This window comes from Klebsiella sp. RCJ4 (assembly GCF_009025755.1).
Taxonomy (GTDB): domain Bacteria; phylum Pseudomonadota; class Gammaproteobacteria; order Enterobacterales; family Enterobacteriaceae; genus Klebsiella; species Klebsiella michiganensis.
On sequence record NZ_WCIN01000010.1, the window covers coordinates 17707 to 30736 of the forward strand.

At 52.2% G+C, this 13030-nt stretch carries 12 protein-coding genes; 11 read left to right on the plus strand and 1 reads right to left on the minus strand.

Annotated elements, in window-relative coordinates:
* The first annotated feature begins 56 nt into the window (after nucleotides 1-56).
* From mnmG to F8562_RS02985, 11 genes are all read left to right on the plus strand, one after another.
* Complete coding sequence (gene mnmG, locus F8562_RS02935; protein ID WP_014839867.1) at nucleotides 57-1946, plus strand: tRNA uridine-5-carboxymethylaminomethyl(34) synthesis enzyme MnmG; 1890 nt, start codon at nucleotides 57-59, stop codon at nucleotides 1944-1946.
* A gap of 113 nt (nucleotides 1947-2059) precedes the next feature.
* Nucleotides 2060-2683: a 16S rRNA (guanine(527)-N(7))-methyltransferase RsmG gene (gene rsmG / locus F8562_RS02940; RefSeq protein ID WP_004855770.1), complete on the plus strand. Its 624-nt coding sequence runs from the start codon at nucleotides 2060-2062 to the stop codon at nucleotides 2681-2683.
* 616 nt (nucleotides 2684-3299) lie between these two features.
* Complete coding sequence (atpI, locus tag F8562_RS02945) at nucleotides 3300-3680, plus strand: F0F1 ATP synthase subunit I (protein ID WP_004127040.1); 381 nt, start codon at nucleotides 3300-3302, stop codon at nucleotides 3678-3680.
* A gap of 8 nt (nucleotides 3681-3688) precedes the next feature.
* Complete coding sequence (gene atpB, locus F8562_RS02950) at nucleotides 3689-4504, plus strand: F0F1 ATP synthase subunit A (protein ID WP_004127037.1); 816 nt, start codon at nucleotides 3689-3691, stop codon at nucleotides 4502-4504.
* 47 nt (nucleotides 4505-4551) lie between these two features.
* The gene (gene atpE, locus F8562_RS02955; protein WP_000429386.1) at nucleotides 4552-4791 is read left to right on the plus strand and encodes a F0F1 ATP synthase subunit C; all 240 of its coding nucleotides are present in this window, start codon (nucleotides 4552-4554) and stop codon (nucleotides 4789-4791) included.
* Nucleotides 4792-4847: 56 nt separating this feature from the next.
* Complete coding sequence (gene atpF / locus F8562_RS02960; RefSeq protein ID WP_004107293.1) at nucleotides 4848-5318, plus strand: F0F1 ATP synthase subunit B; 471 nt, start codon at nucleotides 4848-4850, stop codon at nucleotides 5316-5318.
* 14 nt (nucleotides 5319-5332) lie between these two features.
* Nucleotides 5333-5866 carry a F0F1 ATP synthase subunit delta gene (atpH, locus tag F8562_RS02965; RefSeq protein ID WP_004855764.1) on the plus strand — a complete coding sequence of 178 codons (534 nt, stop codon included), beginning with the start codon at nucleotides 5333-5335 and terminating at the stop codon, nucleotides 5864-5866.
* Nucleotides 5867-5878: 12 nt separating this feature from the next.
* On the plus strand, nucleotides 5879-7420 hold the full coding sequence (atpA, locus tag F8562_RS02970; protein WP_004127029.1) for a F0F1 ATP synthase subunit alpha: 1542 nt from the start codon (nucleotides 5879-5881) through the stop codon (nucleotides 7418-7420).
* Between the two features lie 50 nt (nucleotides 7421-7470).
* Nucleotides 7471-8334, plus strand: a complete 864-nt coding sequence (gene atpG, locus F8562_RS02975; RefSeq protein ID WP_004107278.1) for a F0F1 ATP synthase subunit gamma — start codon at nucleotides 7471-7473, stop codon at nucleotides 8332-8334.
* Nucleotides 8335-8360: 26 nt separating this feature from the next.
* A complete protein-coding gene (gene atpD / locus F8562_RS02980) occupies nucleotides 8361-9743 on the plus strand; it encodes a F0F1 ATP synthase subunit beta (protein WP_004107276.1) in 1383 nt (460 codons plus the stop codon).
* Nucleotides 9744-9763: 20 nt separating this feature from the next.
* Nucleotides 9764-10183 (plus strand): F0F1 ATP synthase subunit epsilon, encoded by a 420-nt coding sequence (locus tag F8562_RS02985; protein ID WP_004107274.1) that lies wholly within the window; start codon nucleotides 9764-9766, stop codon nucleotides 10181-10183.
* A gap of 413 nt (nucleotides 10184-10596) precedes the next feature.
* On the opposite strand, the gene F8562_RS02990 is transcribed toward F8562_RS02985, so the two are convergent.
* Nucleotides 10597-12768 (minus strand): right-handed parallel beta-helix repeat-containing protein, encoded by a 2172-nt coding sequence (locus F8562_RS02990; RefSeq protein WP_038423897.1) that lies wholly within the window; start codon nucleotides 12766-12768, stop codon nucleotides 10597-10599.
* Nucleotides 12769-13030: the final 262 nt, after the last annotated feature.

The window sequence follows — 13030 nt, forward strand, 5'->3', positions numbered from 1 at the left end:
ATCCACGGCCCGGGCTTCACTCTATTTTCAAACCGCTTTATGCGAGGCATACCACCATGTTTTATCAGGATCCTTTTGACGTCATCATCATTGGCGGGGGTCATGCAGGCACTGAGGCCGCGATGGCCGCAGCGCGAATGGGTCAACAGACTCTGCTTTTGACACACAATATCGACACGCTGGGGCAGATGAGCTGCAACCCGGCGATTGGCGGCATTGGGAAAGGACACCTGGTAAAAGAAGTGGATGCGCTTGGCGGCCTGATGGCGAAGGCAATTGACCACGCCGGCATCCAGTTTAGGATACTAAACGCCAGCAAAGGCCCTGCCGTTCGGGCGACTCGCGCTCAGGCAGACCGTGTGCTGTACCGGCAGGCCGTACGTACCGCGCTGGAAAACCAGCCTAATTTAATGATCTTCCAGCAGGCGGTGGAAGATCTGATTGTCGAAAACGATCGTGTTATTGGCGCCGTCACCCAGATGGGGCTTAAATTCCGCGCCAAAGCGGTGGTACTGACCGTCGGAACCTTTCTCGACGGTAAGATCCATATCGGTCTGGATAACTACAGCGGCGGTCGTGCAGGCGATCCTCCGTCGATCCCGCTGTCCCGCCGCTTGCGTGAACTACCGCTGCGCGTCAGCCGCCTGAAAACCGGTACCCCGCCGCGTATCGACGCGAGGACGATTGATTTCAGCGTTCTGGCACAGCAGCACGGCGATAATCCGATGCCGGTCTTCTCGTTTATGGGAGATGCTTCGCAGCATCCGCGTCAGGTGCCGTGCTACGTCACGCATACCAACGAGAAAACGCATGACGTGATCCGTAATAACCTCGATCGCAGCCCGATGTATGCCGGCGTGATTGAAGGGATCGGTCCCCGCTACTGTCCTTCGATCGAAGACAAGGTCATGCGCTTTGCCGATCGTAACCAGCATCAAATTTTCCTCGAGCCGGAAGGCCTGACGTCCAACGAAATTTATCCAAATGGCATCTCCACCAGCCTGCCGTTCGATGTCCAGATGCAAATCGTCCGCTCAATGCAGGGGATGGAAAATGCAAAAATCGTTCGCCCTGGCTACGCTATTGAGTACGATTTCTTTGACCCGCGCGACCTGAAACCAACGCTGGAAAGCAAATTTATCCATGGCCTGTTCTTTGCCGGCCAGATTAACGGCACCACCGGTTATGAAGAAGCCGCCGCTCAGGGCCTGCTGGCAGGCCTGAACGCCGCTCGTTTCTCCGCCGAGAAAGAGGGGTGGGCGCCTGGCCGCTCTCAGGCCTACCTTGGCGTCCTGGTGGACGATCTGTGTACTCTCGGTACCAAAGAACCGTACCGCATGTTTACCTCTCGTGCGGAATACCGCCTGATGCTGCGTGAAGACAACGCCGATCTGCGCCTGACCGAGCAAGGTCGTGAACTGGGTCTGGTGGATGACGAACGCTGGGCGCGTTTCAACGAGAAGCTTGAGAGCATTGAACGTGAACGTCAGCGCCTGAAAACCAGCTGGGTTAATCCGCTGGCGGAAAGCGCTGCGGAAGTGAATGCTCGACTGACGGCGCCTTTGTCCCGTGAAGCTAACGGTGAAGATTTGCTCCGTCGTCCGGAAATGACCTACGAACAGCTGGTGCAGATGACGCCGTTCTCGCCGGGTCTTGAGGACAAGCAAGCGGCTGAACAGGTCGAAATTCAGGTAAAATACGAAGGCTACATCGCGCGCCAGCAGGATGAAATCGAGAAACAACAGCGCAACGAGAACACGTTGCTGCCTGCTACGCTTGATTATCGGCAGGTGAATGGGCTGTCGAACGAGGTCATTGCCAAGTTGAACGACCATAAGCCGTCTTCGATAGGGCAGGCATCGCGTATTTCCGGCATTACACCTGCGGCAATCTCGATTTTGCTGGTGTGGTTAAAAAAGCAGGGAATGCTGCGCCGTAGCGCCTGATATTCCACTGAACGATACATGGGCGAATAGCGCATCAGATATCCGTCAGGTCAATTTCTCAGCCCGGTAAGCGTATCGCCTCCGGGCTCATTGTTTTTAAACAGGTAACGATCGTGCTCAACAAACTTTCTCGTCTGCTTGATGAAGCAGGTATTTCACTTACCGATCACCAGAAAAACCAGCTTGTCGCCTACGTTGGCATGCTGGATAAGTGGAATAAGGCCTATAACCTGACCTCGGTTCGCGATCCTGACGAGATGCTGGTACGCCACATCCTCGACAGCATTGTTGTTGCGCCATACCTAAAAGGAACGCGTTTTATCGATGTCGGTACGGGGCCTGGGCTGCCGGGGATCCCGCTGGCTATCGTGCGTCCTGAATCCCACTTCACCCTGCTGGACAGTCTGGGCAAGCGAGTACGTTTCCTTCGGCAAGTCCAGCATGAACTCAAACTGGATAACGTCACCCCGGTACAAAGCCGTGTGGAAGAGTTCCCGGCAGAGCCGCCGTTTGACGGCGTGATTAGCCGCGCATTTGCGTCGCTGAATGACATGGTGAGCTGGTGCCATCATTTACCTGCAGAGAACGGTCACTTTTATGCGCTCAAGGGCTTAGCGCAGGAAGATGAAATGGCAAATCTGCCGGAAGGGGTCGTCATTAAGGAGGTTGTCGAACTGCATGTGCCTCAGCTGGAAGGGGAGCGTCACCTTGTGGTAATTCAGCCAAAAATGATTTAATTTTTATCAAAAAATGTGAAAAAAAGACGGGCCGTGCATGTTACAAAAATAAAAGTCACGGCAGGGTATTATCGGCCTGTCTTTAACCCTTGGGTTACCAGGGGTTTTCTTTCCGTTAACTTTGGCCGGTTACTTTACCAACAGAATAGTCAACATTGAAAATATCAGTACGCTAAAAATCTCGCTGCTTGCCGTTCATACTGATGTTAAATATTTATTATGAATGTCAATAAAAGGTTTTTATTGTATATGGGATTGTTTTAGAAAGAATGCCTGGTTTTTATGTTGAATATCAAACGGATAAAAAATTGAGTTTTATGTACAGAATTAATTCGATTTCGCGAAAAATGTTTATTATGTGATCTGATGCACGCTTTAATTGCCGATTTTTCGCGGTATTTGCAGTTTTGCATGACGGCTCACAGATCGGTGAAATGCATGAAAAGTTGTCAGTCGGAAAATAATTAAACATTTATTCACTATTTTGCTACTTATTGTTTGAAATCACGAGGCGTCACCGTATAATTTGTCCGCTTTTTGATGCTTGACTCTTCGTCTTAAAGGACGTTTTATACGACACGCGACATACCTCGAAGGGAGCAGGAGTAAAAACGTGATGTCAGTGTCGCTCTTGAGTCGAAACGTTGCTCGTAAGCTTCTGTTTATTCAGTTACTGGCAGTAATAGCAAGTGGACTGCTGTTCAGCCTCAAAGACCCTTTCTGGGGCATCTCCGCGGTGAGTGGAGGTTTGGCGGTTCTTTTGCCAAACATGATATTTATGATTTTTGCCTGGCGTCATCAGGCGCATACACCAGCTAAAGGCCGAGTGGCTTGGTCCTTCGCCATTGGTGAAGCCTTCAAGGTGTTGCTGACCTTCGCCTTTCTGGCGGTGGCGCTGGCGGTTTTGAAAGTGGTATTTTTGCCGCTGATAGTGACGTGGGTTTTGGTGCTGGTGGTACAAGTTCTGGCGCCAGCTGTAATTAACAACAAAGGGTAAAAGGCATCATGGCTTCAGAAAATATGACGCCGCAGGATTACATAGGCCACCATCTGAACAACCTTCAGCTGGACCTGCGTACATTCTCGCTGGTGGATCCGCACAACCCCCCGGCCACCTTCTGGACGCTCAACATTGACTCCATGTTTTTCTCAGTGGTGCTCGGTCTGTTATTCCTGTTTATGTTCCGCAGCGTGGCTAAAAAGGCGACAACCGGCGTACCTGGTAAATTCCAGACCTTCATTGAGATGATCATCGGCTTCGTCCATGGCAGCGTCAAAGATATGTATCACGGCAAGAGCAAGGTCATTGCTCCGCTGGCCCTCACCGTGTTCGTCTGGGTATTCCTGATGAACCTGATGGATCTGCTGCCTATCGACTTTATCCCTTGGATCGGCGAACACGTTCTCGGTCTGCCTGCTCTGCGCGTGGTGCCGTCAGCTGACGTTAACATCACCCTGTCGATGGCGCTTGGCGTATTTATCCTGATTCTTTTCTACAGCATCAAAATGAAAGGCGTGGGCGGGTTCGTTAAAGAACTGACCCTGCAGCCGTTCAATCACTGGGCGTTCATTCCTGTCAACTTAATCCTTGAAGGGGTAAGCCTGCTGTCAAAACCTGTATCACTGGGTCTGCGACTGTTCGGCAACATGTATGCCGGTGAGCTGATTTTCATTCTGATTGCTGGCCTGTTGCCGTGGTGGTCACAGTGGATTCTGAATGTGCCATGGGCCATTTTCCACATCCTGATTATTACGCTGCAAGCCTTCATCTTCATGGTTCTGACGATCGTCTATCTGTCGATGGCATCTGAAGAACATTGATTTTTACCAACATACTACGTTTTAACTGAAACAAACTGGAGACTGTCATGGAAAACCTGAATATGGATCTGCTGTACATGGCTGCCGCTGTGATGATGGGTCTGGCGGCAATCGGTGCTGCGATCGGTATCGGCATCCTCGGGGGTAAATTCCTGGAAGGCGCAGCGCGTCAACCGGATCTGATTCCTCTGCTGCGTACTCAGTTCTTTATCGTTATGGGTCTGGTGGATGCTATCCCGATGATCGCTGTAGGTCTGGGTCTGTACGTGATGTTCGCCGTCGCGTAGTAAGTTGTTCGAAAGAAACCTAAGCCACAGAGTTATTTTTTAAGAGGTATTGTGCTGTGAACATGAACGCAACAATCCTCGGCCAGGCCATCGCGTTTGTTATCTTCGTATGGTTCTGCATGAAGTATGTATGGCCGCCTTTAATGGCTGCCATCGAAAAGCGCCAGAAAGAAATTTCTGACGGTTTAGCTTCTGCAGAACGCGCTAAGAAAGATTTGGACCTTGCACAGGCCAACGCGACCGACCAGCTGAAAAAAGCGAAAGCGGAAGCCCAGGTAATCATCGAGCAGGCGAACAAGCGTCGCTCTCAGATCCTGGATGAAGCAAAAGCGGAAGCAGAACAGGAACGCACCAAAATCGTCGCACAGGCGCAGGCTGAAATCGATGCCGAACGTAAACGTGCCCGTGAGGAGCTGCGTAAGCAGGTTGCTATCCTGGCTGTTGCTGGCGCCGAGAAGATCATCGAACGTTCCGTGGATGAAGCTGCTAACAGCGACATCGTGGATAAACTTGTCGCTGAACTGTAAGGAGGGAGGGGCTGATGTCTGAATTTGTAACGGTAGCTCGCCCCTACGCCAAAGCAGCTTTTGACTTTGCCGTCGAACACAACAGCGTTGAACGCTGGCAGGATATGCTGGCGTTTGTTGCTGAAGTGACTAAAAACGAAGAAATGGCAGAGCTACTCTCTGGCGCACTGGCGCCGGAAACGCTCTCTGATGTGTTTATCGCGGTTTGTGGTGAGCAACTGGACGAAAATGGTCAAAACCTGATCCGGGTGATGGCTGAAAATGGTCGTCTGAAAGCGCTCCCTGATGTTCTCGAGCAGTTCATTCACCTGCGCGCTGCCAGTGAGGCAACCGCAGAGGTAGAAGTTATTTCTGCCGCTCAAATGAGTGACGAACAGCTTGCGAAAATTACCGCCGCGATGGAAAAACGTCTGTCACGCAAAGTTAAGCTGAATTGCAAAATCGATAAGTCTGTAATGGCAGGCGTAATCATCCGTTCGGGTGATATGGTCATTGATGGTAGCGTACGCGGCCGTCTTGAACGCCTTGCAGACGTCTTGCAGTCTTAAGGGGACTGGAGCATGCAACTGAATTCCACCGAAATCAGCGAACTGATCAAGCAGCGCATTGCTCAGTTCAATGTTGTGAGCGAGGCTCATAACGAAGGTACTATCGTTTCTGTAAGTGACGGTGTTATCCGCATTCACGGCCTGGCCGATTGTATGCAGGGTGAGATGATCGCTCTGCCGGGTAACCGTTACGCTATCGCACTGAACCTGGAGCGCGACTCCGTAGGTGCAGTTGTGATGGGTCCGTACGCTGACCTCGCCGAAGGTATGAAGGTTAAATGTACTGGCCGTATCCTTGAAGTTCCGGTTGGCCGCGGCTTGCTGGGACGTGTGGTTAACACCCTGGGTGCACCGATTGATGGTAAAGGTCCGCTGGAGCACGACGGCTTCTCCGCCGTTGAAGCTATCGCGCCGGGCGTAATCGAACGTCAGTCCGTCGATCAGCCGGTACAGACCGGTTATAAATCCGTTGATGCCATGATCCCAATCGGTCGTGGACAGCGTGAACTGATCATCGGCGACCGTCAGACCGGTAAAACCGCGCTGGCTATCGACGCCATCATCAACCAACGTGATTCCGGCATCAAGTGCGTCTACGTAGCCATCGGCCAGAAAGCGTCCACGATTTCTAACGTGGTACGTAAACTGGAAGAACACGGCGCGCTGGCTAACACCATCGTTGTGGTTGCAACCGCATCTGAATCTGCCGCACTGCAATACCTGGCGCCGTACGCCGGTTGTGCAATGGGTGAATACTTCCGCGACCGCGGTGAAGATGCGCTGATCATTTATGATGACCTGTCTAAACAGGCCGTTGCTTATCGTCAGATCTCCCTGCTGCTCCGCCGTCCGCCTGGACGTGAAGCATTCCCGGGCGACGTATTCTACCTCCACTCTCGTCTGCTGGAGCGTGCTGCACGTGTTAACGTCGAATACGTTGAAGCTTTCACCAAAGGTGAAGTGAAGGGTAAAACCGGTTCTCTGACTGCGCTGCCGATTATCGAAACCCAGGCGGGTGACGTTTCTGCGTTCGTTCCGACCAACGTAATTTCCATTACCGATGGTCAGATCTTCCTGGAAACCAACCTGTTTAACTCCGGTATTCGTCCTGCGGTTAACCCGGGTATCTCCGTATCCCGTGTTGGTGGTGCAGCTCAGACCAAGATCATGAAGAAACTGTCCGGTGGTATTCGTACCGCTCTGGCACAGTATCGCGAACTGGCGGCGTTCTCCCAGTTTGCCTCTGACCTTGATGATGCAACCCGTAAGCAGCTGGACCACGGTCAGAAAGTGACCGAACTGCTGAAACAGAAACAGTATGCGCCGATGTCCGTTGCGCAGCAGTCTCTGGTTCTGTTCGCGGCAGAACGTGGTTATCTGGCGGATGTCGAGCTGTCGAAAATCGGTAGCTTTGAAGCCGCTCTGCTGGCTTACGTCGACCGTGATCACGCTCCGTTGATGCAAGAGATCAACCAGTCCGGTGGCTATAACGACGAAATCGAAGGCAAGCTGAAAGGCATCCTCGATTCCTTCAAAGCAACCCAATCCTGGTAAAGTCTGGCGGCTTGCTCTAGGGCAGGCCGCAAGGCATTGAGGAGAAGCTCATGGCCGGCGCAAAAGAGATACGTAGTAAGATCGCAAGCGTCCAGAACACGCAAAAGATCACTAAAGCGATGGAAATGGTCGCCGCTTCCAAAATGCGTAAATCGCAGGAGCGTATGGCGGCCAGCCGTCCTTATGCAGATACGATGCGCAAAGTGATCGGTCACCTTGCGAACGGTAATCTGGAATATAAGCACCCTTACCTGGAAGAACGCGACGTTAAACGCGTGGGCTACCTGGTGGTGTCTACCGACCGTGGTCTGTGCGGTGGCTTGAACATTAACCTGTTCAAAAAGCTGCTGGCGGAAATGAAAGCATGGTCCGATAAAGGCGTTCAGTGCGAACTCGCAATGATCGGCTCCAAGGGCGTGTCGTTCTTTAATTCCGTTAGCGGTAATGTTGTCGCCCAGGTGACGGGTATGGGGGATAACCCATCCCTGTCCGAACTGATTGGTCCGGTAAAAGTGATGTTGCAGGCCTACGATGAAGGCCGTCTGGACAAGCTGTATATTGTCAGCAACAAATTTATTAACACCATGTCTCAGGTTCCAACCATCACTCAGCTGCTGCCGTTACCGGCTTCAGAAGATGGTGAGTTGAAGCGTAAATCCTGGGATTACCTGTATGAACCCGATCCGAAAGCGCTGCTGGATACCCTGCTGCGCCGTTATGTGGAATCTCAGGTTTATCAGGGCGTGGTAGAAAACCTGGCCAGCGAGCAGGCCGCACGTATGGTGGCGATGAAAGCCGCGACCGACAATGGCGGCAGCCTGATTAAAGAGCTGCAGTTGGTATACAACAAAGCTCGTCAGGCCAGCATTACTCAGGAACTCACCGAGATCGTCGGTGGAGCATCCGCGGTATAACCAGGTTAATTCGTAGAGGATTCAAGATGGCTACTGGAAAAATTGTCCAGGTAATCGGCGCCGTGGTCGACGTCGAATTCCCTCAGGATGCCGTACCGCGCGTGTACGAGGCTCTTGAGGTACAAAATGGTAGTGAGAATCTGGTGCTGGAAGTTCAGCAGCAGCTCGGCGGCGGTATTGTTCGTACCATCGCCATGGGTTCTTCCGACGGTCTGCGTCGCGGTCTGGAAGTAAAAGACCTCGAGCATCCGATCGAAGTCCCGGTAGGTAAAGCAACGCTGGGTCGTATCATGAACGTACTGGGCCAACCGGTAGACATGAAAGGCGACATCGGTGAAGAAGAGCGTTGGGCTATCCACCGCGCAGCACCTTCCTACGAAGAGTTGTCAAACTCTCAGGAACTGCTGGAAACCGGCATCAAAGTTATCGACCTGATGTGTCCGTTTGCGAAGGGCGGTAAAGTTGGTCTGTTCGGTGGTGCGGGTGTAGGTAAAACCGTAAACATGATGGAGCTGATCCGTAACATCGCGATCGAGCACTCCGGTTACTCCGTGTTTGCGGGCGTAGGTGAACGTACTCGTGAGGGTAACGACTTCTACCACGAAATGACCGACTCCAACGTTATCGATAAAGTATCCCTGGTGTATGGCCAGATGAACGAGCCGCCGGGAAACCGTCTGCGCGTTGCGCTGACCGGCCTGACCATGGCTGAGAAGTTCCGTGACGAAGGTCGTGACGTTCTGCTGTTCGTCGATAACATCTATCGTTACACCCTGGCCGGTACTGAAGTATCCGCACTGCTGGGCCGTATGCCTTCAGCGGTAGGTTACCAGCCGACTCTGGCGGAAGAGATGGGCGTTCTGCAGGAACGTATCACCTCCACCAAAACCGGCTCTATCACTTCCGTACAGGCGGTATACGTACCCGCGGATGACTTGACTGACCCGTCTCCAGCCACCACCTTTGCGCACCTTGACGCAACCGTGGTACTGAGCCGTCAGATCGCTTCTCTGGGTATCTATCCGGCAGTTGACCCGCTGGACTCCACCAGCCGTCAGCTGGATCCGCTGGTTGTTGGTCAGGAGCACTACGACACCGCTCGTGGCGTTCAGTCCATCCTGCAGCGTTATCAGGAACTGAAAGACATCATCGCCATCCTGGGTATGGATGAACTGTCTGAAGAAGATAAACTGGTGGTAGCTCGCGCGCGTAAGATTCAGCGCTTCCTGTCCCAGCCGTTCTTCGTGGCAGAAGTATTTACCGGTTCTCCGGGCAAATACGTCTCCCTGAAAGACACTATCCGTGGCTTTAAAGGCATCATGGAAGGCGAATACGATCACCTGCCGGAGCAGGCGTTCTACATGGTCGGTTCTATCGACGAAGCCGTGGAAAAAGCCAAAAAACTTTAACGCCTTAATCGGAGGGTGATATGGCAATGACTTACCACCTGGACGTCGTCAGCGCAGAGAAACAAATGTTCTCTGGTCTGGTCGAGAAAATCCAGGTAACGGGTAGCGAAGGTGAACTGGGTATTTACCCGGGGCACGCGCCGCTGCTCACCGCCATTAAGCCTGGTATGATTCGCATCGTTAAGCAGCACGGTCACGAAGAATTTATCTACCTGTCAGGCGGCATTCTTGAAGTGCAGCCGGGTAGCACGACCGTTCTGGCTGATACGGCAATTCGTGGCCAGGATCTCGACGAAGCGCGAGCCCTGGAAGCGAAACGTAAGGCTGAAGAGCACATTAAGAGCTCTCATGGTGACGTGGACTACGCTCAGGCGTCTGCGGAACTGGCCAAAGCGATCGCTAAACTGCGCGTTATCGAGTTGACCAAAAAAGCGATGTAACACCGGCTTGAACGCTAAAAGCCAGTCTGGTTTCCAGGCTGGCTTTTTTTATGGCTTCGTTTCAGAAAAAGCAAAACTAAAAAGCGGGTTTAAAAATTTTGTGATGCATGTCTCATTTTTGTTGATCGTTTAAAAGATGAAGCGTAGACTTGTTTTTGTGATGTGAGTCACAAAAAAATTCATCAAAAACGTAATCGCTATCCAGGAAGAGATCATGAAACTGCTTAATAAAATCGTCGCTTTCTTCAGTGCTATGAACGTAACCTTCGGTACGTTCAACCACTAAGAAGTCAACTTTCCAGACTGTTTTTGCGCTGTACCGCTAACTAAAACGACAACACATGCGGTGTGAAACAGACAGAAAGTGAAAAGGTCGCCCCAGGGCGACCTTTATGTTTTTCACGTATAGCGGGTTAGTTGCGGCTGAGGAAGTTACCGGTGTTGAAGCTGCCGTCGGCCTCACGCGTCAGCGGGTCCGGCAGCGCCAGCGTCTGATAATCGGCGCTGTTAATGCGCTTGCCCTGAGCGTTGATGCTTCTGCCGCCGTGGATAAAATAGTTGCTATCGTCAACATTCCCGACAACGGCATCGTCATATTTCCCAGGCTGGCTGCGCAGGGAAAGGTTCTCGCTGAAGGTGCCCTGCGTTTCCGGCGCACCGTACGGACTCGGGCGGAACAGGTAGTTAAAGCGCTGGTTATCTACCGCGACGTTGTTAACCACCACCAGCTTGCCGGGGTTAAAGTTGTCGGTAAAACCGTCCAGATGGTTATCGATGGCGATGCTGTTACGTACCTCGTGGGCGACCGGCTGCCCTTCCCCACCGAGCTTAAACCCGTTACTGGTATTATTGCGGGCAATAGAGTTCTCGATCGCCACAACGCCGTTTGCACCGTCCTCAATTTTATTAAACAGGTCGAAACCGTCGTCGATATTATCGTGCGAGTAACAGCCCTCCAGCCGGTTACCCTCTCCTACGCGCATTTTCACCGCGAAGCCGTCGGCGTTAATTTTGCCCGGATCCTCGTTACTAAAGGATTCAGAATTCACTACCCGGTTAAAGCTGGCCCACAGCGGGCGTCCAACATCGGCCGGAGAGGAAATTTGAATGCCGGTATCATCGTTACGATACGCGGTGACGTTCTCGATCAGGTTATGGCTGCCCTGTACGCGCAGGCTCTTGTCCGTGATCTCAATCCCATCGATATGCCAGTAGCTGGCATCCAGCAGCAGCCCGTGAATCACCGCTTTTCCGTCGGCTTTTAGCGTTTTGATTTTGTCCTTCAGGCCGCTGGCGCTGACAGGAATGGCCGTTTGCGGGTAATCTCCGGCGGCTAATACAATTTGCCCGCCGGGCGGGACGAGTTTGATAGCGGAGACGAAATCCAGCGGCGAGTCCGCCGTCCCTTTTGCCTGAGGTTGTCCCTCTGGCGCGGCGTAGAGCGTATTGCCTGTCACTTGGGGACTCTGTTCAACCGTCAGCGTCTGGGTCAGCGTTTCCGCGCCGGTGGCCGGAGTGAAGCGGATTTCGAACGTGCTTTTATCTTTCAGTACGGCAGGCTGGGTAAACATTTCCCCGGCCTTCACGGTTTTATCCTGCCCGATCACCACTTCATCCTGACGAACGGTGATGCGCCCATCGCTGTTGGTGCGCGCCTGTAGGATGTAAGCTTTGCTCTGGCTTACTGTTCCCGAAGCAATTTGCATAACCGGCGGCCAGCCTTTAGCGACATACGGCGCGGAGGGAACCGTATGTGCCGCTGAGGTGGTGAGCGAGGCGTTGCTGACGGTGATTTTTGCATTACGTGAGGCGAAGAAGCCGACGTAGTAATGTTCTTTATCCTGCCGGGCAACCAGATCGGCGTGCGGAACCTGCTGGCTCACCCATTCCTCGCTGCCCGTTGCTGCCCATGAGGTAATAAACCCGTCGTTGGTGCGTTCCAGTCTGAGCTGGAACGTCGGCGTTTGCTGGATATCAATTTTCTCTTTATAGCTCTGACGCTTTATTGATGCGCCCGCATTGCCCCACGGTTGGGTTATCCCTTCCCGGCTGATAGCCTGCAATTTGATATGTGAGCCATCTTTTTTATCCTGCGTCATAATGGCGTTCATCACCATATTGGATGCCGCCGGAAACTCTTCGTAACCGACCTTCAGCGGCTGTTGACGCGGAACTCCTATTACATCGCGCACCAGTAGTCCTGCTCCTTCCTGTGCCGCAGGACGCGCGCCATTTTCCGGGCCAAACTGATTGACGGTCACCGTAGCCTGCAGGATAAAATTCTGGCTGGTCGGTAGCCTGGTATAAAAGAAGGTCAGTCCGTCGTGAGAATTGGCTATTTTACCTCCCCGGCTCTCGATGGTAATGGGCTGGCTGAGGTCGGCGACGTCCTGCGGCGTCAGTTTTTTGCCGGCGATGGTGACATCGTTGACGCCAATTTTTTCCGGCAGAACATTCGAGGAAAAATTGCTGTCGGTAGATTGCCCAAAGGCGATTGCCCGCCACTGATGACCTTCGTTGGCCTGCAGCGGTAGCGCGATCATCGTACTGCAAAGGGTTAATGCCAAAGGTATTTTGTTATTCATTCTTTTCTCCTGGGTAATTATTAACCGGCATTATCAGGAAAATGAAATGGCGTTTCTATTTATCACGTCACAATTAATGAATATTAAAACTGTGTTTTATTTTATGGGTTTTCTTTATTTACCCGCCAAAAAAACAGCAAAAGCAGAGGGATAGCCGGCATTGCCACTCATTAAAATGCTTTTTTTGCGCTAAACGGGTTTGCGCTGACTAAAAATACCCACCTAAAATGGTGTATAGCGTTACGCTTGTGCATTTTATCTT